Origin of the sequence: Actinopolymorpha sp. B17G11, from assembly GCF_040196095.1 — a bacterium.
In the GTDB taxonomy this organism is placed as follows: domain Bacteria; phylum Actinomycetota; class Actinomycetes; order Propionibacteriales; family Actinopolymorphaceae; genus Thermasporomyces.
In genome coordinates, this window is sequence record NZ_JBEFTW010000011.1 from 16,506 (window position 1) to 39,567 (window position 23,062).

At 69.5% G+C, this 23,062-nt stretch carries 20 protein-coding genes; 10 read left to right on the forward strand and 10 right to left on the reverse strand.

What is annotated here, in order from left to right; genetic code table 11:
* The first annotated feature begins 87 nt into the window (after positions 1 to 87).
* The 3 genes from htpX (at position 88) to pspAB (ending at position 1,803) form a co-directional block, all read left to right on the forward strand.
* Positions 88 to 993 (forward strand): zinc metalloprotease HtpX, encoded by a 906-nt coding sequence (gene htpX, locus ABN028_RS13755; protein WP_349696867.1) that lies wholly within the window; start codon positions 88 to 90, stop codon positions 991 to 993.
* 90 nt (positions 994 to 1,083) lie between these two features.
* The gene (locus tag ABN028_RS13760; RefSeq protein WP_349696868.1) at positions 1,084 to 1,206 is read left to right on the forward strand and encodes a hypothetical protein; all 123 of its coding nucleotides are present in this window, start codon (positions 1,084 to 1,086) and stop codon (positions 1,204 to 1,206) included.
* A gap of 12 nt (positions 1,207 to 1,218) precedes the next feature.
* Positions 1,219 to 1,803 (forward strand): PspA-associated protein PspAB, encoded by a 585-nt coding sequence (pspAB, locus tag ABN028_RS13765; protein ID WP_349696869.1) that lies wholly within the window; start codon positions 1,219 to 1,221, stop codon positions 1,801 to 1,803.
* Between the two features lie 133 nt (positions 1,804 to 1,936).
* On the opposite strand, the gene ABN028_RS13770 is transcribed toward pspAB, so the two are convergent.
* Positions 1,937 to 2,815, reverse strand: coding sequence for a GNAT family N-acetyltransferase (locus ABN028_RS13770; RefSeq protein ID WP_349327844.1), 879 nt, complete (start codon positions 2,813 to 2,815; stop codon positions 1,937 to 1,939).
* Between the two features lie 55 nt (positions 2,816 to 2,870).
* On the opposite strand from ABN028_RS13770, the gene ABN028_RS13775 reads away from it, so the two are divergent.
* Complete coding sequence (locus ABN028_RS13775; RefSeq protein ID WP_349328113.1) at positions 2,871 to 3,977, forward strand: glycerate kinase family protein; 1,107 nt, start codon at positions 2,871 to 2,873, stop codon at positions 3,975 to 3,977.
* 152 nt (positions 3,978 to 4,129) lie between these two features.
* A complete protein-coding gene (locus tag ABN028_RS13780) occupies positions 4,130 to 4,492 on the forward strand; it encodes a HesB/IscA family protein (protein ID WP_349327845.1) in 363 nt (120 codons plus the stop codon).
* Positions 4,493 to 4,538: 46 nt separating this feature from the next.
* On the opposite strand, the gene ABN028_RS13785 is transcribed toward ABN028_RS13780, so the two are convergent.
* The 8 genes from ABN028_RS13785 to ABN028_RS13820 form a co-directional block, all read right to left on the reverse strand.
* On the reverse strand, positions 4,539 to 6,011 hold the full coding sequence (locus ABN028_RS13785) for a CehA/McbA family metallohydrolase (RefSeq protein ID WP_349696870.1): 1,473 nt from the start codon (positions 6,009 to 6,011) through the stop codon (positions 4,539 to 4,541).
* A 25-nt stretch (positions 6,012 to 6,036) separates the two neighbouring features.
* A complete protein-coding gene (locus ABN028_RS13790; protein ID WP_349696871.1) occupies positions 6,037 to 8,880 on the reverse strand; it encodes a hypothetical protein in 2,844 nt (947 codons plus the stop codon).
* On the reverse strand, positions 8,877 to 10,640 hold the full coding sequence (locus ABN028_RS13795) for a sugar ABC transporter permease (RefSeq protein WP_349327848.1): 1,764 nt from the start codon (positions 10,638 to 10,640) through the stop codon (positions 8,877 to 8,879). Before ABN028_RS13795 ends, ABN028_RS13790 begins: the two co-directional genes overlap by 4 nt.
* 8 nt (positions 10,641 to 10,648) lie before the next feature.
* The gene (locus tag ABN028_RS13800; RefSeq protein WP_349696872.1) at positions 10,649 to 12,049 is read right to left on the reverse strand and encodes an ABC transporter substrate-binding protein; all 1,401 of its coding nucleotides are present in this window, start codon (positions 12,047 to 12,049) and stop codon (positions 10,649 to 10,651) included.
* A 77-nt stretch (positions 12,050 to 12,126) separates the two neighbouring features.
* Positions 12,127 to 12,921, reverse strand: coding sequence for an ATP-binding cassette domain-containing protein (locus ABN028_RS13805; protein ID WP_349696873.1), 795 nt, complete (start codon positions 12,919 to 12,921; stop codon positions 12,127 to 12,129).
* Between the two features lie 111 nt (positions 12,922 to 13,032).
* Positions 13,033 to 14,514, reverse strand: a complete 1,482-nt coding sequence (locus ABN028_RS13810; RefSeq protein ID WP_349696874.1) for a M81 family metallopeptidase — start codon at positions 14,512 to 14,514, stop codon at positions 13,033 to 13,035.
* A gap of 45 nt (positions 14,515 to 14,559) precedes the next feature.
* Positions 14,560 to 15,417, reverse strand: a complete 858-nt coding sequence (locus tag ABN028_RS13815; protein WP_349696875.1) for an amidohydrolase family protein — start codon at positions 15,415 to 15,417, stop codon at positions 14,560 to 14,562.
* A gap of 5 nt (positions 15,418 to 15,422) precedes the next feature.
* Positions 15,423 to 16,412 (reverse strand): aldo/keto reductase, encoded by a 990-nt coding sequence (locus ABN028_RS13820; protein WP_349327853.1) that lies wholly within the window; start codon positions 16,410 to 16,412, stop codon positions 15,423 to 15,425.
* A 190-nt stretch (positions 16,413 to 16,602) separates the two neighbouring features.
* Here ABN028_RS13820 and ABN028_RS13825 point away from each other — a divergent pair, with 190 nt between their 5' ends.
* A complete protein-coding gene (locus ABN028_RS13825; protein WP_349327854.1) occupies positions 16,603 to 17,904 on the forward strand; it encodes an enolase C-terminal domain-like protein in 1,302 nt (433 codons plus the stop codon).
* 25 nt (positions 17,905 to 17,929) lie between these two features.
* On the opposite strand, the gene ABN028_RS13830 is transcribed toward ABN028_RS13825, so the two are convergent.
* Complete coding sequence (locus tag ABN028_RS13830) at positions 17,930 to 18,424, reverse strand: hypothetical protein (RefSeq protein WP_349327855.1); 495 nt, start codon at positions 18,422 to 18,424, stop codon at positions 17,930 to 17,932.
* Between the two features lie 257 nt (positions 18,425 to 18,681).
* Between ABN028_RS13830 and ABN028_RS13835 the strand changes: the two genes are divergently transcribed.
* The 4 genes from ABN028_RS13835 to ABN028_RS13850 all read left to right on the forward strand — a co-directional run bounded on the left by ABN028_RS13835 (position 18,682) and on the right by ABN028_RS13850 (position 22,898).
* Positions 18,682 to 19,686 carry a carbohydrate kinase family protein gene (locus ABN028_RS13835; protein WP_349327856.1) on the forward strand — a complete coding sequence of 335 codons (1,005 nt, stop codon included), beginning with the start codon at positions 18,682 to 18,684 and terminating at the stop codon, positions 19,684 to 19,686.
* A gap of 169 nt (positions 19,687 to 19,855) precedes the next feature.
* Positions 19,856 to 20,734: an aa3-type cytochrome oxidase subunit II gene (ctaC, locus tag ABN028_RS13840; RefSeq protein ID WP_349327857.1), complete on the forward strand. Its 879-nt coding sequence runs from the start codon at positions 19,856 to 19,858 to the stop codon at positions 20,732 to 20,734.
* A gap of 71 nt (positions 20,735 to 20,805) precedes the next feature.
* Positions 20,806 to 22,506: an aa3-type cytochrome oxidase subunit I gene (gene ctaD / locus ABN028_RS13845; protein ID WP_349696944.1), complete on the forward strand. Its 1,701-nt coding sequence runs from the start codon at positions 20,806 to 20,808 to the stop codon at positions 22,504 to 22,506.
* Positions 22,503 to 22,898: a cytochrome c oxidase subunit 4 gene (locus tag ABN028_RS13850; protein WP_349327858.1), complete on the forward strand. Its 396-nt coding sequence runs from the start codon at positions 22,503 to 22,505 to the stop codon at positions 22,896 to 22,898. The genes ctaD and ABN028_RS13850 overlap by 4 nt, the downstream gene beginning before the upstream one ends.
* Positions 22,899 to 23,062 lie beyond the last annotated feature (164 nt).

Consider the following 23,062-nt stretch of genomic DNA (forward strand, 5'->3'; position numbering starts at 1 on the left):
CTCTCGGGGCTGGAACGACACCACGCCGGGAACATTTGGGCGCTCCCGCGTCGTCCTATGAAGTGACTCTCGAGGAGCGATGAAACGATGGCTCGCACACGATTTCTGCCCGACCGGGGCCTTACGTCGCGAATGGTTCTGGTCATGTTCCTGCTCGGTCTGCTCTACGTCGCGGCGATGGCCGGGCTGATCGCCGCGGGTTTCGACGTTGCCCTGGTGCTGATCATCGCTGCCGGTTTCCTGGTCGCGCAGTGGTTCTTCTCCGACAAGATCGCGCTCGCCGCGATGGGTGCCCACGAGGTGTCACCAGAAGACGGCCGGATGGCGGCCGAGCTCCACGGCGTGATCGACCGCCTGTGCGCACTGGCGGACATGCCGAAGCCGCGGGTTGCGATCGCCGACACCGACCTGCCGAACGCGTTCGCGACCGGCCGCAATCCGAAGAAGGCGGTCGTCTGCGTGACCACCGGTCTGATGAGGAAACTCGACACCGACGAGCTGAGAGGCGTGCTGGCGCACGAACTGTCCCACGTCGCCCACCGCGACGTCGCCGTCATGACGATCGCGTCGTTCCTCGGCGTGCTCGCCGGCCTGGTGGCACGGTTCGGGATGTACTCCGGCCTCGGCCGCAGCCGGGACAACACCGCGGTCATCTTCGCCCTCGTGTGGCTCGGCAGCATCGCGGTCTACGTGATCAGCTTCATGCTCACCCGGGCGTTGTCCCGCTACCGCGAGTTCGCGGCCGACCGGGCCGGCGCCTACCTCACCGGTCAGCCGTCGGCGCTGGCGTCGGCCCTGACCAAGATCTCCGGCGACATGGCGCAGATCCCGACCCGTGATCTCCGCAAGGCCCAGCCGGCGCAGGCGTTCTTCTTCGCGCCCGCGGCCGTGGGCAAGACGCTCGGTGGCCTGCTCTCCACCCACCCGCCGACCGAGAAGCGGCTCGAACGCCTCGCCCAGGTGAGCGCCGAGCTCGGCAAGCCGATGGCCTAGACCCAGCGCCCCTGTCGACATGACCACGCCGCCACCCGTGCCCCGACAACCTCGTGATCATGATCGTGATCACGAGGGATTTCGGGGTCCATGGCCCGCTTTTCCTTCATGATCATGGGCGCCCGCCCGGGGGTGCACGACCAGGTTCTCCCCGGGCGAGCACATCGAGTGCGCACGACGACCAACCACCTCGCGATGATCGAGACGATCTGAGAGGCTGCCGGGATGAAGTTCCTCGACGCGTTGCTCGGGCGTAGCCAGCCCAAGAAGCCGGACCTCGACCAGCTGTTCGGGCTGCCCCAGGCAGCGCTGACCCTGGAGGCGGCGACGGACTTTCGGCCGACCGGTGTGGGTTCGGTGTGCTACCGGGCCGCCGAGGGCGGTGCCTTCGCCGCCATCCAGGCCGATGTGCAGCAGCTGCTGGACGCCGACGCAGGGGCGGGTGGGGGAGCACCTGCAGTCGAGCGCACCCAGGACAGCTACGGCTTCACCTGGCTGGTGTGCAAGCACGACCCGTCCGATGCCTCTGGACTCGTGACCGACCTGCATGCGGTCAACAGTGCGCTGGAGGCATCCGGGTTCGGGCCGTTCCTGCTCTGCTCACTGCTGACGTTCCGCGACACCGGCGGCCGCAAGCTGGCACTGGTCTATCTGTACAAGCGCGGGAGCTTCTATCCGTTCGCTCCGCAGACCGGCGAACGCCGCGACAACGCGCTCGAGCTGCAGATCCGGGGCCTCGTCACCAATGATCTGCGGGTCGAGGACGACCTGTCCCGCTGGTTCCCCGTGTGGGGTGCGCCGGGCCTGTGAGGCGGCGCCGGTCCTTGTGCGCGCGGAACGCCGGTCGTTGTGCGCGCGGAACGCCGGGCCGGATTGCCGGCGGTCGTACCTTCGATGAGGTCCGGCTCTTGTTCGGTGGTGTCGTTGTCGTACGGAATGCCGCTCAGAGAAACGCACCTGAGGGAAGGTAGGGGGCGGGCGGACGCATGTGGCGCAGGCACAGATAGCCCTCCGTACGCAGGGACAGACCGGCCGCCAGTGCGACGTCCACGGCCCACTCCTGCGCGGCGGTGAGGAAGTCGATCCGGGTCAGCGCTCCCTCGGGCGCGCGGGCCAGGGCCGACCAGAGCAGCCGCTGCGCGATCTTGCGGGTCGTGGCGGCCAGCAGGACCGGTGTACCCGAGGCGTCGACGAAGCAGTAGCCGCTCCCCGTCAGTGTGTCGCACACGAGCAGTCCGAACTCGGCACACAGGAACTCGTGGTCCACCCCGTGCGCCGCTCCGCGGATCTGGCGGTCGACCGAGTCGCACAGGTCCCGGTCTCCCGGGCCACCCTCGCGGATCCCGTCGACCACCGGCAGAGCTGCCCGGTTGACCGTGCCGGTGATCCGGATGGTCGGGTGCAGCGTGAATCCGGCGAGCCGGTAGCGACGCGCCGCCCGCGGGTCGGACGTCGAGATGATGATCCCGCGCAGGCACCCCTGGCTGTAGCCCAGCACCGCGTCGAGCAAAGCCGAGCCGATCCCGGCGCTCTGGTGGTTCGGATGGACGAAGTACGCCGACAACCCCCAGAGCTTCTCCCTCCGCAACGCCATCGTGACGCCCACCACGTCGCCATCGGCGTCGGCGACCCAGCAACCCTCGGGGTCATGGCGCAGGAAGTGCTTGGCCCGGCGCGCCCACAGCGAACTCCACTCCGGCGACGCCGGCCCGGGCGGCGGCGAGGTGCCGGTGGGGCGCGTCGCCCGGACCAGCTCCAACGCCGCGTGGGTGAGTGCTCTGGCAGCCACGATGTCGTCATCGCGCATGGGGCGGATCAGCACGAAGTGACCCTATGCCGGGACCCCGCGCGTGTGCACCCGCCCGTCACGCGCCAGGATGTCGGGCGTGCGCGTGCTGATTGCTCCTGACAAGTTCGCCGGGACTCTGACCGCGGTCGAGGCGGCCGAAGCGATGGCCGAGGGCTGGCGCCGGCAGGCTCCCGCCGACGACGTGGTCACGGTGCCGATGTCCGACGGTGGGCCCGGATTCGTCGACGTCCTGCACGCCGCTTCGGGTGGCGAGTTGGATGCCGTGACGGTCACGGGTCCGCTCGGTGAACCGACGCCCGCCACCCTCCTTCGTACCGGCGACACGGCCTATCTCGAGTCGTCGCAGGCGTGCGGGCTGGCGCTGGTGCCGGAGCAAAGGCGCGATCCACACCGGGCCACCACCTTCGGTGTGGGCGAGATGGTGGCGGCCGCGATCGATGCGGGCGCGCGCCGGTTGGTCGTGGGCCTCGGGGGGAGCGGGACCAACGACGGGGGAGCGGGCCTCTTGGCCGCACTCGGCGCCACCGCGGAGCCGTCCGGGGGGCTCACGTCCGGTGGCGCGACCCTTGCCGACCTCACCCACCTCGACCTGGCCGCGGCACGAGAACGCGTGGCCGGCGTCGAGATCCTGGCGGCGAGCGACGTCGACAACCCCCTGCTCGGTCTGCGGGGGGCCACCAACATCTTCGGCCCGCAGAAGGGTGTCGGAAAGGACGAGCTGGTCGCCCTGGACGCCGCCCTCGAGCGCTTCGCCGATCTGGCCGATCGCCCGCTCGCGGACGCCAAGGGTGCGGGTGCTGCCGGTGGCCTCGGCTACGCACTGCTGCTGCTCGGCGGCCGGCGGGTACCTGGCATCGAGACGATCATCGACGCCGTACGCCTGACCGAGCGGGCCCGCAAGGCCGACGTCATCGTGACCGGCGAGGGCGCCTTCGACTTCCAGTCCAAAAGCGGCAAAGTGGTATCCGGCGTCGCGGCCGTCGCGGCGGAGGTCCTGCGGCCCTGCGTGGTCCTCGCGGGCGACGTGCTGGTCGGTTCCCGGGAGATGCGCACGATGGGCGTGGAGTCGGCGTACTCCCTGGTCGACCTGGTGGGCCGGGACCGTGCGCTCGGCCAGGCCAGAGACAGCCTCGTCGCCCTCGCCGAACGCGTGGCCAGGACTTGGTCCCGCTGAGCGCACCCGCCGGTGAGCTGTGCAAGCATGGTGGCGGTGCTCCCGGGGATGTCCCGTACATCGGGATCGCTGAGCACCGGAATGGCTGAGCTGCCGCGGATGTTGCAGCCAGCAGACATGACCGCGACCAGATGATCACGGGAGTCCGATCTATGACCATTCAGGGCGACCTAACCCAGGAGCAGCAGGCCGACGGCGTCGTGCTCACCGACGCGGCAGCGAGCAAGGTCAAGAACCTCCTCGACCAGGAGGGCCGTGACGACCTCCGGCTTCGACTCGCGGTCCAGCCGGGTGGCTGCTCCGGCCTGCGCTACCAGTTGTTCTTCGACGAGCGCGAACTCGACGGCGACGTCGTCAAGGAGTTCGGCAACGTCGGCGTGATCGTCGACCGGATGAGCGCGCCATACCTTCAGGGTGCGGTGATCGACTTCGTGGACACGATCGAGAAGCAGGGCTTCACGATCGACAACCCGAGCGCCACCAGCTCCTGCGCCTGCGGCGACTCGTTCCACTGAGCTCTGAGCATTCCCTGAGCCCTGGACTCCTCCGTGCCCGGCGCTGTCAGGCTCCGGTGTCGAGGAAGATCGGGTTCGTCAGCGCCACCATCGGCTCGAAGTGCGTCATCGCGGCGTGCGGTCGGCGCACTTCGACCCTGACGTAGTGCGAGGCCGCGGCGGTCGTGGTCCAGGTCGCGGACCCCTCCCCACCGGTCTCCAGCTGGGCGACGGCTCCCTTGTCCGTGACGAACCGGACGAATCCCTCCGGCCCGCCCCTGACGGCCACGTCGAGTGTCACCGGGGCGTCCCAGGGGAGGCAGAGTCGGCCACCGATCCCCGCGACGTGCCCCGCACCACGCGCGGAGAACTCCATCTCGACCTCTGATGACCCCGTGAGATAGCTGTGCCCCGCGCGCACCCCAGCGAGGATCGCTTCCCGGGTCAGCGCCTCCGCGCGGACGACTGTCTGGCCGAGGCCCACCCTGTCCTCGCCACCGTGGAAGTCGCTGCTGCCGACCGCGGGGAGCCACCGGCCCGCGCGGCCGGCGGCCACCAGAGCGGCGTCCCAGGCGCGGAGCGACACCTCGTCGTCGGGTGTCCAGTCGCCGTTCCACACCTCGATCGCGTCGACGTCGTCGAAGCCGTACTTCCACGCGCAGCCCAGACACGGCGCGAACGGATGTGCGGCGATCGCGATGCCTCCCTGGCGGTGGATCTCGCCGACCGTGGCGGGGAGCAGGCCGTCGGCCGCGCGGAAGCGCCAGTCGATCCACGAACCCTCCGTGAGACCCGCGGCGACGAGGTGCCCGTTGCGGGTCGTCACCTCCTCACCCACAATGATCAGCAGGTCGTCGCTGGCGTGGTGGCCCCAGATCCCGGCCGCGCTGCAGGTGTTGTGCTCCGTGGAGACGATGAAGTCCAGACCGGCGTCCCGGGCGGCGGCCGCGAGCTCGGCGGGCTCCAGCTGGCCGTCCGAGTGGACCGTGTGCATGTGCAGGTCGCCGCGGTACCACGAGGGACCTCGACCGTGCGCCCGCGCGGGAGCTGGACAGGGTACGAAGTCTGCGTCCGTACGACCTGATTCCGTACGACCTGATTCCGTACGACCCGACTGCGGCGTATCCCGTCGCAGCGTGACCTCGACGCGATAGGTCATGCCCTGCGGCGCCACGGTGTACGGGCCCAGCAGGATGTGCCAAGTGCCGGCGTTGACCGGGCCGGGGACGTAGCCGGGGGTGGCCTGCGTACGTCCGATCACGAAGGAGTCGCGGGCGCCTCCGGACCATCCGCGGAAGCCGGGGCCGTCAGGCACGCCATGGCCGCGTTCGTCGAAGATGCCGATGTCGAGCGCATTACCCGGCAGTCCGGCGGGCGGCTCCGGCCGGTCGTAGCCGTAGGCGACGGCGATTTCGCGGACGCCTTCGGGTACGTCGACCGGCAGGTAGACCCAGTCCTGCGCGCCGATCTCGAACCTGCCCTCCAGGACCACGGTCTCGTCGCCGCCACCCACGGCATCGGTATTCGCGGAGAAGCTCATCCGGTCGAGTATGGGCCCTCCTTCGTCACGGGCCCCACCAGCGTCGAAATCGGCGGATCAGACGAACGGCCATAGCGTCGCCTTGTGACTGGCGACCAACCTCGCGCCCGGCGGGCTCGCTGCCGGCCAGGTCCGGGTCGTACGGACTGTGCGACCGTCCGGCCCGGCTCCGCGCCAGCCGTAGGTAGCCGTCGGCGATGGGTGACACCGGCTGGCCGGCACGTAGTCGCCTGCTCAGCTCCAGCCAGACATGTGCGTGCTGGATCGCCGTGACCTCGGTGACGGTTCGCCGGTCCTCGCCGAGAAGGAGGCCTGCGAGCTCGGGTGCGACGAGAACGGCCGATCCCAGGTGCTGGAGGCACCGCCCCTCGCCCTGGTGGTCGGCGAGCTTGCGGAACTCCGTCAGGGCGTGTTGCCACAGGGCGGCCGCGACCGTCGCTCGGCCCTGCATCCAGGCGGCGACGCCCCGAAGCTCCGCGGCGTGTGCCTGCCCCGCGGAGTCGCCACACTCGCCGGACCGGCTCTCCGCGAGGTCGAGGCGGTCGAGCGCACGGTCGGGCCGACCCTGGTGGAGGTAGACGACGCCCATCGTCAACAACGTGGTGACCTCACCCTTCACGTTCTTTCGCGGAAGGCGCTGCCAGACGCGCTGGAGCTCGAGTTCGGCGCCGGCCAGCTCGACGGCGGCCAACATGGGGTCGGTCGCGCTCTCGGCGCGGGCGAGGTGGAGTAGGGCCCGCTCGTGATGGTGCCACGCACCCAGATCCCAGGCGGTGGGTCGTCGCCACGGCAGCCAGGACCACCTGTCGGCCGGCATGGGTACGCCGGCCTGGCTCAACATGGCGGCGGCGTCGTCGAACATGCCCGCGGATCGGTAGACCGCCGCCATCCGGACCGCGGCGAGGCGGTCCAGGTCGTGCCGGCCGGCGGTGTAGGCGAGCTTGACGAGGTTCTCCTGGACGAGGCGAGCACCGAACACCTGCTGCTGGCGGACGTACCAGACGTCGACCGCGTCCGCGAGCCGGGCGAGGTCATCGAGAGTCAGCGCGAGCAACTCGCCCTCGGGATAGTCCTCGGTGGGCGTGTCCGCGTAGCTGGCGGTGAGCAGTGCCCGGAGCAACGGCTCCTCGGCTTGGAACCACAGGACGGCCGACCTGGCGTAGTCCACGCTGTCCAGCAGGATGCTCCACCGTTCGGCGAGATCGGCGTAACGATGGACGAGCGAGGACAGAGCGGCGCGGACAGCGGTCATGCGTTCGCTGTCAGGTTCGGTCGCCCTGACCGCCTGGCGTACCTCGAGCGGCATGCGATACCTGCCGACCGGCGAGCGGCGGACGAGATTCCGGTTGCAGAGTTCCTGGATGGGGTCGACGAGGTCGATGTCGTCGAGTCGTGGAGGGGTGGGGCGACCGAGATCGTGCGACGTCGCAGGTCTACCGGACTCCATCGCGTCCAGGGCATCGATGCCGCGGCGCGCCGCCTCCATCGCCTCGACCGTGAGTTCCGCGACGGGAAGGTCGGCAAGGGCGCGCGCCAGGTGGCGGGCCTTGCGAGACATGCTGACACCGGTGCGTTCCAGAATCGCCAGCCAGACGCGCTCGCGCGGATCCTGGTCGGACGTCATGTGGCGCCACAGGCGGGTGGTCAGCTCGGCCGGGCTCCAGTGGCTCTCCGGGCGGCCCATCTCCCGCGCCAGGTCGCGGACCGCCCCGGGCCGCCCGCCGCACACGGCGAGTACGTCGTCCAGCCAGTCGGCGTCATGCGGCTCCCCGCCGTCCCGTGGTTGTTCTGCGGACCAGACGGTGCGCATGCTCGAGACGTCCAGCTCTCCGAGCGCCACCACACAGTCGTCGGGGAACGCGGCGCCGATGGTGGGCCGACCGGCCACGACGAGGTACGGATGGCTGCCGTCGGTGGTCCACTGATCGATGAGCCAGGTGACCTGGCCGGCGTCGATGACGTTGTCCAGGAAGAGGACCGCGGGCCGTCGTGACAGCTCGTCACGGAGCCGCAGGGCCGCGTCGGCGAGGATCTGGGGCTCGCCGCTTGCCGGCTCGGCCGCACCGAACATCGACAGGAGCCGCCCGGCGATCGTCGGTGCGTCGTCGGGAGATCGGGTGGACCAGCCACGCAGGTCGAACGGCGCGGTGTCGGCGGCATCGACGTAGCCACGCTCGACGAGTTCCGCGACGACAGCCTCGGCGACGGCTGAGCTCCCGATGCCCGGGAGCCCTGTCACCGCGAGCAGACCGCGGCGGCAGACGATGTCGAGTCCCCGATAGACGTCGCTGTCACGGCCTGCGAGCGGTGCGGGGGTACGAAACCACGCAGGTCGCAGGGGTGGTCCGGGCGCCACCAGGTCGCTGTCGAGGTCGCGGTAGCGGTTCCGGTTGCGCTCCAACACCCGCCGGGTCAGCCAGAGGATGGTGAAGAGTCCACCGACGCCCAGGACGTAGCGCAGGTCGCTGAGGATGTTGCCGAGTGCGTCGGAGAGAACGCTCAGAAGGAAGAGGCCGACCGTCGTCGTGGCCAGGACGGCGGCGTTGCGGACCGGACCCCACCGGGGTTCGACGTCGATCTTGGCGGCGGGCGGCGCGGCAGGTGGCGGTGCCGGCGTGATCGGTGCCTGCCCGACCGGTGCCGGTGTGATGGGTGCCGGTGTGATCGGTGCCTGCCCGACGGGCGCGGGAACGCCCGCGCCCGGTTCCCTGGGCGATTCGGCGTCGGGGAAGCCCAGGCGTGACGTCGCCGATCCGGAGGTGGGCGCTCCCGCGCCACCGCCAGCCGCCGCCGCATGGCCGGGATCGGGGCCAGGCGGCCGGCCGGGGCCGGCCGGACCGCCGGGTGCGGTGTCGTCTGGTCCGCTCATCGAAGGACACCTCCGGTGAGGCCCGGCACCACCCACCGGCGCCAGGTGGCGAGCAGGACGACGACCGGGACCACGGCCGACACCGCAGCGCTGGCGGCAACCGTCCCGGCAGACGTGCCGAACTGCCGCGCCTCACCCCAGAGCACGAGCGTGAGCGGGCTGGAGCCCGGTCCGCTCACCAGCAGGGCGATGATGAAGTCGTTCCAGACCTGGACGAACTCGATCACCGCCACGGCGACCACAGCGCGTCCGGCGTTGGCCCAGAGCCGGGTTGCGGCGGTGACCGCACGTGTCTGACCGCGCAGGGCGTCCACCTCCGGGCTGTCCGGCGCGGCGATGAGCGCCGCACGAAGGATGAGGATCGCCAGCGGCAGGGCAGCTGCGGCGTGGACGAAGATCAACGAGAAGTCGGAGCCGGCGAGGCTCAATGCCGTGAAGGCCTCGCGAAGCGGTACGGCGTACATCTGCACCGGCGCGACGGCGAGCAGAGTGAGCGCGGCGACGACGACCCGGGCCAGCCGGGGCCGGGTGCTCAAAGCCAAGGCACGGGCGGCGAAGACTCCCGTTCCGACCACCAGGACGGTGGCGCCGAGGGCGACAGTCAGCGTGGTCGACAGCGAGTCGACGAGCCCGGGCGCGGAGATCTCGAGCGACCGCAGCGACAGGCCCTCCGTGCCCCGTCGCCACCAGCCCGTCGACCCGGCGTCGATCGGGTCTCGAAGTGCCGTGGCGACCAGGGAGATGACCGGAAGCGCCCAGAGGACGCAGATGCCGCTGCCGACCACGATGCTCCAGCCGCGGGTGCGTACGTCGGACTCGCGACCGCGTTCCCGCCACCAGTGCGGCGGGCTTGTCGATACGTTGCGTGGCCGGCCCATGGCGTGGCTGAGCACGAGCGCCACGACGCCGAGCATGGCGAACAGGATCACCGCGAGAGCGGCGGGTTGCCCCTGGTCCTCCAACGGCTTCGCCGTGAGGCGCCACCAGTGGACGGCCACCGTGTCGACGTCGTCCTGCATGGGTCCGGGCGTGGCGACGAGTACGAGGTCGAACAGCCGGACCGCCGCCGCCACCAACGTCAGCATGATCGTGGCCCCGACTGGCCAGAGCATCTGCACCCGGATGCTCAGCTGCCGGAGCCGGCCCGCCCCCTCGACACGCGCCCGGCGGATGACCCCTTCGGGACTTGCCCGGAGCCCCGCCCGGAACAGTGACACCGCGAAGCCCAGCCACGTCCAACAGAAGGACGAGACGAGTACGAACCAGATCAGACCGGGGCCGAGCCAGACCGGTGTCCGGTCGAAGATCTCGAACACCAGCGCGCTTGCCAGCCCGCGCTCGGGGACGGGATCGAACATCAGCCGGAAGGCAGCGCCGGAGGCGACGGCCGAGGCGCCGAACGGCAGGACGATGACGCCCATGAACGCCAGCCACCAGCGGTCGACCGCCCTGCTGAGCATGGCGATGCCGAAGCTCACCACCACCAACGCCAGGGCGGTGACGATCCAGAGGGCCGTGTGCCACAGGGCGCGGAGTGCGTCGGTATCGCCGAGGACGGCGGCGAAGTTTCCGAACCCGAACCGGTCGGCGTCGAACGCCTGGACGACGGTCACGAGCATGGGCACGATGAGCAGGACGAGGACCATGGCCGCGGGGATGGCGAGGACGTAGTCGAGGACCTTGACCGGCGGCCGGCCGGGTACCAGCGGCCCGCTCATGGGGCGGCTGGTGACCTCCAGCCGGAGGTCGCGATGCGACACGATCGCCATCAGAACCCCTGGAGGTCCATGCACTCGTCGATGGCCGCAGCCGCTGCGCGGCGCCTGAGGTGCAGCGACGTCTGGTCGACGTCGGGTCCTCCGGCTTCGTCCTCGAGGGCGATCAGCCGTTCGATCGCCCGGTCGGCGGCCGCCGGCGCCAGGTCGGCGTGGCCGTTGCCTACCTCGGCGAGCAAGTCCTGCAGGACCCTCCACAGTCCTTCGCGGCCACCGATGGCGCCGATCTGGTCCGAGAGGTCGAACTGATAGGGCCGTTCGTGCAGCTGCCGCGCGAACGACCCGACCTTGGGCGTGTAGCTGCCCTGCGGTGTGTTGCGGTTGGCCGGGATGAAACCGCCGTGGCCCGCGATCCAGTTCACCGGCGCGGACGGGTGAGCCAGGCGTCTGATCAGGTCGGCCGCGTCGTCGACCGCCGCCCGGGTCAGCACTGCCGCGTCGCCGCCCGCGATCAGCGGTGCATCCGGCGCGTCCACCCGAGGGAAGGCGAAGATTCCCCAGTGGTCGGTACACCCGTCGCCCTCCGGGCGACCGAAGTCACGGACGAACGGCTCGGCGAAGTCGGGGACGAGCACCATCGCCGCCCGGTGGTACCGGAACACCTCGAGCACGGCGTCCGGGAACTGCTGCACCAGGGACTTCTTCACACCGCCGGACAGAGCTCCGGGCGCGCCCCACATCTGACCCAGCAACACGAGGGTGTCGCGCACCTTGGGGTGGTCCCACGGTCGTGGTGACCCGCCCTTGAGTCCTCGGTACGCACAGGGCGAGTGCCCCAGCAGGACGTTCTCGAAGAACAGCGTCAGCATCCACCCGTCGGCTGCGGCGACGGCGAGGGGTGCGACGCCTCGGCGTACGAGCTCGGCGTTGACGTCGGTCCATTCCTCCCAGGTGCCCGGCGGCTCGAGGCCGTACTTCGCGAACACGCAGGTGCGGTACCACACCAGCGACTCGTGGGCGAGCTTGAAGGGCACACCGTACGCCGCCGGGTCGCTGCCCTCCTCGGGATCGAACAACAGGTCCCGCCACACGAGGTCGTAGTTGTCGCCGACGGTGCCGTAGGAGAGGAGGTCCCTCGGCAGCGGCTCGAGGACGTCACGGTTCTCCCACACGAGGCCCGGCATGGGCAGCATGACCACGTCGACCCGGCCAGCTCCCCGCGCGGCCAGTGCGGTCGAGATGTCGTCGCCGAGCGGTACCGGTTCGACGGCGTACGTCTTGGGCCGCATTCCGGGCAGGTCGTCCAGGTGGTCGATCAGCCGCCGGAACGCCACGAGCTCGGCGGCGCTCCATGCGACCGCGACGCGGACCGCCGAGTCCGGTCGTACGAGGTCATAGCCCGCCGAACAGCCGGCGCCACCGCCGGCGAGCGGCAGGAGGCCGGCCGTGCGCAACAGGCCTCGCCGGCTGAGGCGAGCCGGGGGGCCTGCCGACCTGACATCGTCCCGGTCGCCGGCATGCGTACGCGGGTTCATCGGACACCACCGGGCTCCACGCCCACGGGGTCGTCGTCTAGTTGCCGTACACGCGCGGCGTCGGTCGTGATGATCAGCATGGCCACGAAGGGGTGGGGGACAGGTGGATCGGGCACGCCCACGTGCTCGGTTCGCCGCACCCGGCGACGCCGGTCCTCGAAGACCGCGTCCCAGGTGGGCTGTCCGGGTGCGTCCTCGAGTACGACGGCGGAGGGCTTCCAGCACATGGCCCTGGCCAGCCCGAGGAGTTGGCGTTCGGTCGGGGTGAGGTGCTCCGGTCGGCGTTCGGCGATGGGTTCGAGACCGAACGCGGAGACGGTTTCCTGGACGGTCTTCGTGGCGTCCTCAGTCGCAGGCGCCGTCGGGCACTGCGCCTGCAGGATGTGGTCGAAGACCGTGCGCTGCGGCTCGAGCCAGCCGTCGGCCGGCACCAGCCTGATCCCGCACTGCCTGCTCTGCTGGTGGTTGAGCCGGTGTTTGCGATGCCGCCGGTGGTCGGTGTGCTGCTGGCTGACCACGGTGTCGTCGACGAACACCCGCCCGTTGGACGGCTTGTGGAGTCCCACGATCACGTCGGCGAGGACGTCCACCGAGGGTTGGTCTCGTACGACCGCCGCCCGCACACTGCCGGCGCGCACCTGGAGGTTCAGCTTCGTGCACACACCTACGACCGTGAGGCGTTCCAGTCGTAGTCCGACCATGCCACTCCCCCTGGGGACAAGGCTGCGCTGCCCGTCCGCCACTCGGATCTCGGCTCCGCCGGTCCCGGCGCGGTGCGCGAGCGCGCCCACCTGGTCACAGTGCCGAAATAGATGATCTACCTTAGGTGACGAGGGTGATCTTGTGCAGCATCCGATCGGCTGGCCGGCGCAGGTCCGTGCCGCCGCGCGGGTCCGGGATCATCAGTCGAACAGGACCGGGGTGAGGTCGGGCTCCGCGAGGTCGGCGTCCAACGGATGCACGGGACGTAGGACGTGCTGGTAGTCCAGCCCGTTCAGGTCCTGGTTGACACCGCCCGGCGTCAGCGCCAGCACCCACCCTCGGGCCGCCCGGTACAGGTCCGGCTGGAGGTAGCCGATCTTGACCGCGGTCAGGTCGTGGGTGGCCGGGTCGAGGCCGAGGCCGGTGAAGTCGGCGACATGGTGGAACGGCTTGCGGCGGCTCGTGAGGATGGCCGAGATGCCGCCGGTCCGCACGACCGCGATGTCGCCTCCGGTCCGGTCGTCCCGCTGCACATGCGCGACGCGGCCGGCGAGCGGCACCGACTCACTGCCACCGAACTCGCCGCCGACCCGCACCTCCACGTCGGCACCGACGCCGGCATCCACGCAGGTACGCACGGCCGCGGAGGCGACACAGCTCGCCCAGATCGCCGACCGCTCGCCGGAAACCAGGGCAGGCGTGGCGAGCAGCTGGCCGAGGAACCACGCGACGTCGTTCGACCCTCCTGCGGTGGGGTTGTCACCGGAGTCGCTCACGAAGAACGGCCGCCGGTCGGAGCCGAACGCCTGGGCGATGCACCAGTCCGCAGGCCCTGCGGGTGCACAGAACTCGAAGCCGTCCCGGGCGTCCCACCAGGCCTGTGCGAGCCGGGTGGCCTCACCGGTGACAGCGCTGCGGTCAGTGCCCGACACGAGGACGGTGGCGGCAGAGCGTGGCTCGTCGGCCCATGCGTACCCGACCCAGAGGGAGGCGTCGAGCACGCCGTCCCGGCGTTCGGCGTCGGCGAGCGAGGCGTAGATCGACTGTGCGGGTTCGACGCGGGTACTCGTCTTCTCGCCGGGGAGCAGGACCGGGATCCGGACCCAGGCGCGTACCGGTCGGACGTCCTGGACCAGGCAGTGCACGAGGGTGCGGACCGCGCGCTCGCGGGTTTCGACGTAGTCGATGTGGGGTGCCGTGCGGTACGCCGTGAGCAGTTCGACGGTGCCGGCAAGCTCGCGGGACACCTGTCCGTGGAGGTCCATCGACGCCGACATCAGGCACGCAGGGCCCACCAGGGCACGGATCTTCGCCGCCAGCCCGGCCTCGGAGTCGCGGCGTCCCTCCACCGCCATCGCCCCGTGGATGTCGAAGTAGAACCCGTGCATCGGGCCCTCGTCGAGAGCGGCTCGGAGCCGGTCGAGCAGCTCGGCCTCGAGCGTGTCGTACGCCTCGGGGAGCACCTGACCGCCCGGCAGCGCGGACGCCTGGAGCAGCGGGACGAACTCGACCTCCGGTCCGTCCGGGAGCCGCCAGTCGGTCAGGAACGGGTAGCGGTCGGCCAGTTCGTCGCCACGGCCGACGCGGAAGTCGGCCAGTGTCGTGCGGTGCGGCGCGAACGTGCTCGACTCGGTGGACATCCCGGCGATGCCGATGCGGTAGGTCCCGGTGCTCTCGCTCATGGGCGGCAAGTCAACACCACAAGTGTTTCGGCGGTGCGGTCGTCCTCAGGTGAGCGCATAGAACCGTCGCGCGGTGCCGCCGAAGACGGCCACGCGCTCGTCGGCGGTGAGGTCCGCCGTGAGCTCCTCCGCGGCGGCCACCCAGTCGGAGTACGACGTGGCGAGCAGGCACACCGGCCAGTCGGATCCGAACATCACCCGCTCAGGGCCGAACGCGTCCAGCACCTCGTCGACGTACGGCTTCAGCGTGGCGACGTCCCAGCGCGCCCAGTCGGCTTCGGTGACGAGGCCCGACAGTTTGCAGGTGACGTGGGGATGGGCCGCGAGCTGGCGGATCTGCGTGGTCCACGGCTCTCGCTGCCCGGCGGCGATCTCGGGCTTCGAGCAGTGGTCGAGAACGAACGCCACCTCGGGCAGCTCGGCGACCGTCGCGACGGCAGCCGGGAGCTGGACCGGAATGGTCAGCAGTTCGTACCGCAGTCCCGCGGCGCCGACGGCGGCGAGGCCGCGGCGGACGTCCGGTCGGCACAGCCATGCCGGGTCCTCCTCGGACTGGACGCCGTGCCGGATCGCCCGCAGGTAACCGCCGCCAGGGGCTTCCCGTAGCGCAGCCAGGTCGTCCGCGACCGAGGCCGCGGTGAGATCGACCCAACCTGTGACGGCACCGACCAGCTCACTGGTCTGGGCGAGTGCGAGGAAGTCCCGCGTCTCAGCGGTGTCGGAGAGCGTCTGCACGAGGACGGTCCGCGTGATGCCGTTGGCCTGCGCCTGCGGCGCGAGGTCGTCGAGGCCGAAGCTGCGCCGGATCGGTGCCATGGCCTCGCCGACGATCCAGGGTTCGTCGCGGACGGCGAGGTCCCAGACGTGGTGGTGCGCGTCGACGCGGAGTGTCTCAGCCGCCATCGCCGTCACCGGCCGTAGCGAACCGCGCCGACGGCGGCGAGGTCGTCCCACAACGCCTCAGGGACGTCGTACTCGATCATCGCGAGGTTCTCCTCCAGCTCGGCGACCGTCCGGGCGCCGGTGAGGATGGACGCCACGGCCGGGTGCGCGAGCGGGTACTGGATCGCCGCCGCCTTGAGGGGTACGTCGTGGCGTGCGCAGACCGCGCCGAGTTCCTGCGCCCGGGCGACCAGATCCGGCGGTGCCGTCGTGTAGTTGAACGTGGCGCCCGGGCGGGGGTCGGCGAGCAGCCCGGAGTTGTAGACGCCGCCGATGACGATCGAGACACCGCGTTCGAGGCAGGCGGGCAGCACGTCGGCCGCCCCGGTCTGGTCGAGCAGCGTGTAGCGACCGGCCAGCAGGACCGCGTCGATCTCGGTCTCCAGGACGAACCGGGTCGGGATCCTGGACTGGTTCATGCCGACGCCAATCGCCTTGACGACTCCCTGCGACCGCAGCTCGTGCAGGACGGGATAGGCGACCGTCAGCGCCTGCTCCTCGTGGTCGTCGGGGTCGTGGATGTAGACGACGTCCACCGAGTCCAGCCCCAGCCGGTCGAAGCTCTCGTCGAGCGAGCGTCTGATGGCGTCGGGGGAGTAGTCGTAGATCGCCTCCGACGGAGGAGCGTCGACGAACCCGTCGGAGTCACCGTCGGGGTTGTCCACAATCAGCCGGCCGACTTTGGTCGAGAGAACGAAGCTCGTGCGGCCGGCATCGGCCACGGGTGCGGCCGCCAGTGCCGCGCCGATCCGCCGCTCCGCGATGCCGTGGCCGTACAGCGGAGCCGTGTCGACATAGGTCAGGCCCGCGGCGAGCGCCGCGTGCACGACCGCAGCCGCGGTGGCATCCTCGACATGGCTGAACATCCCTCCCAGCGGCGCCGTTCCCAGTCCCAGCGCTGTGACCTCGACCCCGCTCCGGCCCAGGGTGCGCCGCTCGGTTGCCCGCTTCGTCATGCCTACCTCGCATCGCTTTCCCAGCGCGCGGACAGTGACCACGCGCACCTGTGAACTGGTGAGCCAGGTACGGCTCGGCGTAGGAGCCAGCCCGACCTCATGGCAAGCTGACGCTCGGATCCTAATAGTCATCAGACGGATTCGGTCATGTGCGGAACCGCCGAGGGCCGCCGAGGAAGGGAGCCAGCGGGTGACCAAACTCGTTGCCGTGGACGTCCATGATGTGAGGTTCCCCACCTCCGCGGGCTGGCACGGTTCCGACGCCATGAACCCCGATCCCGACTACTCCGCCGCCTACGTCGTCCTCCGTACGGACGAAGGACCACATGGTCACGGCTTCGTCTTCACGATCGGGCGCGGCAACGAGGTCCAGTGCGCGGCGATCCAGGCGCTCGCGCCGGTTCTCATCGGCCGCGACGTCGAGGAGATCTGCGGCGACCTCGGCGTGGTGTATCGGGAGCTCGTGGGCGACTCGCAGTTCCGCTGGCTCGGCCCCGAGAAGGGGATCATGCACATGGCGATCGGTGCGATCGTCAACGCGGTCTGGGATCTTGCCGCCAAGCGGGCCGGCAAGCCGGTCTGGAAGCTCCTCGCCGACCTCACGCCGGAGGAGCTCGTCGCCCTCGTCGACTGGCGCTACCTCAGCGACGCCCTCACCCCGGCCGAAGCGCTCGACCTGTTGAAGAAGGCCGAACCCGGACGAGCCGAACGCGAACGCCGGCTGCGGTCGGACGGTATCCCGGCCTACACGACGACGCCGGGCTGGCTCGGCTACGACGACGCCACCGCCGAACGCCTGGCCCGCCAGGCGGTCGCCGACGGGTTCCGCCAGATCAAGCTCAAGGTGGGGCGCGACCTCGACGACGACCGACGGCGCCTCGCGATCGCCCGCCGTGCGGTCGGCGACGACATCAGGATCGCCGTCGACGCCAACCAGTGCTGGGATGTCGCCGAGGCGGTGTCGTGGGTCGACGCGCTACGGGAGTTCGATCTCTGGTGGGTGGAGGAGCCCACCTCACCCGACGACATCCTCGGCCACAAGTCCATCCGGGAGGGGATCGCGCCGACCAAGGTCGCGACGGGGGAGCACGTCCAGAACCGGGTGATCGTCAAGCAGCTGCTCCAGGCCGGGGCCGTCGACATTCTCCAGCTCGACGCGACCCGGGTGGGCGGTGTCAACGAGAACCTCGCGATCCTGCTGCTGGCCGCGAAGTTCGGCGTACCGGTGTGCCCGCACGCGGGTGGCGTCGGCCTCTGCGAGCTCGTGCAGCACCTGGCGGCGTTCGACGCGGTGGCGGTGGGTGGTGACCGTGCGGACCGGGTGGTGGAGTTCGCCGACCATCTGCACGAGCACTTCCTGACACCCGCGGTCGTCCGCCGCGGTGCCTACGTCGTGCCGACCGCGCCGGGGTTCTCGGCCGAGATGCGCCCGGAGGCGCTGGCCCGCTACGGCTTCCCCGACGGCCCGGAGTGGTCGGGCGCCGGTGGCTGAGGCTTTGGCCAGCGGCCCGGCCGGGTCAACCGGTGACCTTGACCGTCTTGCCCGATGAGCCGTCGACCACCGGCCGATCCTCGAGGGGTTCGTCGAGGTGGACGGCGACGGATTTCTCCTGGATGACCTGCGTACACACGAGCTTGTCGTCGGACGGTTGCGGTTTGCGACGGTGCAGCTTGACCGTCACCGCGTCGTCGCGCTGGCTGACCTCGGCCTCGCGGAGATCAGGCGTACAGGGAGTAGGCAGGGTATAGCCGATCGTGAGCGTGCCGCCCGAGGCGTCCCGCTCCACCTTGTCGATCCTGATCAACGGCGTCCACGTGGAGTCGTCCGGCGGCTTCGCCGGCGGCATCTCCTGGCTCTTCCTGGACGGCTTGGGCGACGGATTCGACGTGGCGGTGGGCTCATCGGCCTTGGGTTCGGTCTCGACCGTCGACGTCCCACCGCAACCGGTGAGCAGGACGCCGGCGGCCACGAGTGCGGCGGCCCGGGCCATAGCCGTGGTGCGAGTCCCCATCAGTGCCTCCCGGATCACGGGGCGGTGCCTCGCCGGAACCTGCTGTGACGGGACACCTCCCGGGTCCGACGTCCGGCTCTGGACAGCGGTTCCAACCCGTCGACGCGACCGGTATGGGTGGAGTCGGTCGCACCTGCACGGGTGTCCGCCTGGGTAGGGTGGCGTATCTCGGCTCGCCCCCCGTGGCGGCGGGCGAGGTCGAGAGGTGCCTCGTACAGGCGTCGACTACTGCCCGCCAGACCGAAGGGGACTTCTCCGTGCGTATCGCGGTGACCGGATCGATCGCGACCGACCACCTCATGACCTTCGACGGCAAGTTCCGCGACTCCCTCGTGGCCGACCAGCTGGACAAGATCTCGGTGTCCTTCCTGGCGGACGAACTCGAGGTGCGGCGCGGCGGCGTGGGACCCAACATCGCGTTCGGGATGTCCCGCCTCGGCCTCCGCCCGGTGCTCGTGGGTGCGGTCGGTCAGGACTTCGGCGACTACCGTTCGTGGTTGGAGCGCCACGGTGTCGACTGCCACTCCGTCCACGTGTCCGAGCTCAGGCACACGGCCCGCTTCGTGTGTACGACCGACACCACCCAGGCACAGATCGCGACCTTCTACGCCGGCGCCATGGCGGAGGCCCGCGAGATCGAACTCGCCCCGGTGGCCGAGCGGGTCGGTGGCCTCGACCTGGTGCTCATCGGGGCCAACGACCCCGCGGCCATGGTGCGCCACACCGAAGAGTGCCGCGACCGGGGGTACGCCTTCGCGGCGGATCCCTCCCAGCAGCTGGCGTGGTCCGACGGCGAGCTGATCCGATCGCTCGTCGACGGAGCGACCTACCTGTTCACCAACGAGTACGAAGCCGCGCTCGCCGAGCAGAAGAGCGGCTGGAGCCCGGCGGAGATCCTCACCCGGGTGCAGGTGCGCATCACCACCCTGGGAGAGAAGGGCGTACGCATCGACCGGGCCGGTGAGCCGACGCTGCATGTGCCCTGCGTACCCGCGCGGGCCGAGGTCGACCCGACCGGCGTGGGCGACGGGTTCCGGGCAGGCTTCCTGGCCAGCCTCGCGTGGGGATTGTCGATGGAGCGCGCCGCCCAGGTCGGCTGCCTGCTCGCCACCCACGTGATCGAGACCACGGGGCCCCAGGAGTACCAGCTCGCCGCCGACACCTTTCTCACCCGCCTGGCGCAGGCGTACGGCGACGAGGCGGCGGCGGAGGTCGAGCCCCTCCTGCGATCCGCGGCGATTGTCACGCCCGAGCCGGTGTGACGGCCGGGTCCTCGGGGCGCGGGGGGCTTCACCGGGCCGCAGGAGGCGCCGAGTAGGGTTCTGTCGCTGCTATGTCGAGGTTGTACCGGCCGAGTTGGGCGTGTTCAGCAGGGCCGGTGGCGTCGCTCGCGTCCAGAGCGAGCTCGGGTCAGAGGGAGAAGGGCATCCGGTGAGGTCGAACGCTGGTGATCGTGGACCGCGCCGTGTCCTGGGCAGGATCGGCGCGGCGTCACTCCTGGGGCTCGTGGCGGTCGCCGCAAGCGGGTGCTCCGCCACGGACATCGACACCTGGAAGAGGGGTGGCCTCCCGGCGCCGGCAAGCGACCGGGCCACCCACGTGCTGAGCCTGTGGCAGGGCGCGTGGATCGCCGCCCTCGCGGTCGGTGTCATCGTCTGGGGTCTCATCATCTGGGCGGTGATCGCCTACCGCCGCCGCGACGACTCGGTCCCGCCCCAGACCCGCTACCACCTGCCGATCGAGATCCTCTACTCAGCGGTGCCGTTCGTCATCATCGCCGTGCTCTTCATCTTCACGGTGCGCGACCAGAACGCCATCCTCGAGGTCGACCCGGACAAGCCGCCGACGAACACGGTCAACGTCATCGGCCAACAGTGGGGCTGGACCTTCAACTACCTCGACAATCCCGAGATCGGTGAGACGGTCTGGGAGGCCGGCACGCCGGACCGCAACGCGCACCTGTACCTCCCGGTCGGTGAGACCGTCGGCTTCAGGCTCAACTCGCCGGACGTCATCCACTCGTTCTTCGTCCCGGCGTTTCTGTTCAAGCTCGACGTCATTCCCGGCAAGGAGAACTACTTCGAGCTCACCCCGACCAAGGAGGGGACGTTCGCCGGCAAGTGCGCCGAGCTGTGTGGCACCTACCACGCCCGGATGCTCTTCACGGTGCACGTGGTGAGCAAGGAGGAGTACATCGCGCACCTCGAGGGACTCGAGGCCAGGGGCCAGACCGGTGAGAACACCGGAGGTGCGCACACATCGACCCAGGTGGGCGTCGAGACCGGACAGCCTGAGGGAGCCAGCAAGTGACGATTCTCGGTGACCGCCCGCAGGCGGACCAGCGTGTGACGCCCCCGGAACACGAGCGTCGGGTCGGCAGCATGGTCGTGTCGTGGCTGACGACCACCGACCACAAGGTCATCGGCCACCTCTACCTCATCACGTCGTTCGCCTTCTTCCTGGTGGGCGGGCTGATGGCGCTCATCATGCGATCGGAGCTGGCCCGGCCAGGCGTCCAGATCCTCGGTGAAGAGAAGGGTGAGGAGATCTTCAACCAGCTCTTCACCATGCACGGCACGATCATGCTGCTGCTGTTCGCCACTCCACTCTTCGTCGGCTTCGCCAACGTCGTCATGCCGCTCCAGATCGGATCACCCGACGTCGCGTTCCCGCGGCTGAACATGTTCAGCTACTGGCTCTTCCTGTTCGGCGGGCTGATCACACTCTCGGGATTCCTCGCACCCGGTGGAGCCGCCAACTTCGGCTGGACCGGATACGCGCCACTGTCGGACGCCGTGCGCTCGCCGGGCGTCGGGGGCGACCTGTGGGTGATGGGCCTCTACATCGCCGGTCTCGGCACGATTCTCGGCGCCGTCAACTTCGTCACCACGATCTTCTGTATGCGGGCGCCTGGGATGACGATGTTCCGGATGCCGATCTTCACCTGGAACATCCTGGTCACGAGCATCCTGGTGCTGATCGCGTTCCCGATTCTCGCCGGTGCTCTGCTGATGCTCGAGGCCGACCGGCAGTTCGGCGCGCACGTCTTCGATCCCGCCAGCGGCGGACCGATGTTGTGGCAACACCTGTTCTGGTTCTTCGGCCATCCTGAGGTCTACATCATCGCGTTGCCGTTCTTCGGGATCATCACCGAGATCCTTCCCGTGTTCAGCCGCAAGCCGTTGTTCGGCTACGTCGGCATGATCATCGCCACGCTCAGCATCGCGGCGCTCTCAGTCGCGGTGTGGGCCCACCACATGTTCGTGACAGGGAACGTCAACCTGCCGTTCTTCTCGTTCATGACGTTCCTCATCGCCGTGCCGACCGGGATCAAGTTCTTCAACTGGATCGGCACCATGTGGCGCGGGTCCCTGAGTTTCGAGACGCCGATGTTGTGGTCGATCGGATTCCTGGTGACCTTCCTCTTCGGCGGACTCACCGGTGTGATCCTGGCCGCCCCGCCGCTGGACTTCCATGTCAGCGATACCTATTTCGTGGTCGCACATTTCCATTACGTCGTATTCGGCACAGTCGTTTTCGCTATGTTCGCCGGATTCTATTTCTGGTGGCCGAAAATGACCGGACGAATGCTTGACGAACACCTTGGAAAGATTCATTTCTGGACATTGTTCGTCGGCTTCCACCTGACATTCATGATTCAGCACTGGCTCGGTATCGAAGGAATGCCACGTAGATACGCCGACTACATGGTCACAGACGGTTGGACGACCCCCAACATGGTGTCGACGGTCGGTGCGTTCCTGCTCGGCATGTCGACGCTGCCCTTCCTGCTCAACGTCATCCAGTCGCGCAAGAACCCCCGCGTCGACGTCGACGACCCGTGGGGCTGGGGGCGCAGTCTGGAGTGGGCCACGTCCTGCCCGCCGCCTCGGCACAACTTCACGTCGATGCCGCGGATCCGCTCGGACAGCCCGGCGTTCGACCTGCATCACCCCGAGATCGCGATGCTCGACGTGGCGACGCTCGAAGGCGGGGACCATGTGGTCGACGCACCGGACGACACCGGACGGCGCGAGCACATCGAGGAAGTAAGCGGACAGAAGCCGGAGGATCGGTCGTGAAGGTCGAAGGCATCATCTTTGCGATCCTCGGGATATTTTTCGTCATCGTCACCCCGATCTACTGGTTTCTGTCCTACGACCCGACCGGCACGAGTGCGCTTGTCCTGACGACCCTGCTCGCCCTCCTGGTGGCCTTCTACGCCCTGCTGACGGCCCGCCGGATCGGTCCGCGACCCGAGGACCGCAAGGACGCCGAAATCGCCGAGGGTGCCGGTGAGCTCGGGTTCTTCAGCCCACACAGTTGGTGGCCCCTCTTCTGCGGGTTGTCGCTTTCCATTTGCGTGCTGGGGATCGTGTTCGGATGGTGGCTTTTTCTCATCGGTGCCGGCTTTGGTACCGTCTCCGTCCTGGGCCTGGTCTTCGAGTATTACCGTGGTGAACACGCTCACTAAGCGTCGCTGGCCCTTCCGTTTGGGTAATCTTTTGTGTTGCACTGATCGACGGGCAACTTCTCAGGGCCGGTGGGCGTCCTTATACCCGAAGGGTGCCTTCATGAGGGGATTGCCGGGGCTTGGCGAAGTCATCGGCACAGGGGAGTCGAGATGGCAGTACGGGG

Coding starts and splice junctions, on each gene's coding strand:
- htpX (WP_349696867.1), top strand. CDS start 88: ATGGCTCGCACACGATTTCTGCCCGACCGGGGCCTTACGTCGCGAATG.
- ABN028_RS13760 (WP_349696868.1), top strand. CDS start 1,084: ATGGCCCGCTTTTCCTTCATGATCATGGGCGCCCGCCCGGGGGTGCAC.
- pspAB (WP_349696869.1), top strand. CDS start 1,219: ATGAAGTTCCTCGACGCGTTGCTCGGGCGTAGCCAGCCCAAGAAGCCG.
- ABN028_RS13775 (WP_349328113.1), top strand. CDS start 2,871: ATGTCGGGCGTGCGCGTGCTGATTGCTCCTGACAAGTTCGCCGGGACT.
- ABN028_RS13780 (WP_349327845.1), top strand. CDS start 4,130: ATGACCATTCAGGGCGACCTAACCCAGGAGCAGCAGGCCGACGGCGTC.
- ABN028_RS13785 (WP_349696870.1), bottom strand. CDS start 6,011: ATGAGCTTCTCCGCGAATACCGATGCCGTGGGTGGCGGCGACGAGACC.
- ABN028_RS13790 (WP_349696871.1), bottom strand. CDS start 8,880: ATGAGCGGACCAGACGACACCGCACCCGGCGGTCCGGCCGGCCCCGGC.
- ABN028_RS13810 (WP_349696874.1), bottom strand. CDS start 14,514: ATGAGCGAGAGCACCGGGACCTACCGCATCGGCATCGCCGGGATGTCC.
- ABN028_RS13815 (WP_349696875.1), bottom strand. CDS start 15,417: ATGGCGGCTGAGACACTCCGCGTCGACGCGCACCACCACGTCTGGGAC.
- ABN028_RS13820 (WP_349327853.1), bottom strand. CDS start 16,412: ATGACGAAGCGGGCAACCGAGCGGCGCACCCTGGGCCGGAGCGGGGTC.
- ABN028_RS13830 (WP_349327855.1), bottom strand. CDS start 18,424: ATGGGGACTCGCACCACGGCTATGGCCCGGGCCGCCGCACTCGTGGCC.
- ctaD (WP_349696944.1), top strand. CDS start 20,806: ATGGTCGTGTCGTGGCTGACGACCACCGACCACAAGGTCATCGGCCAC.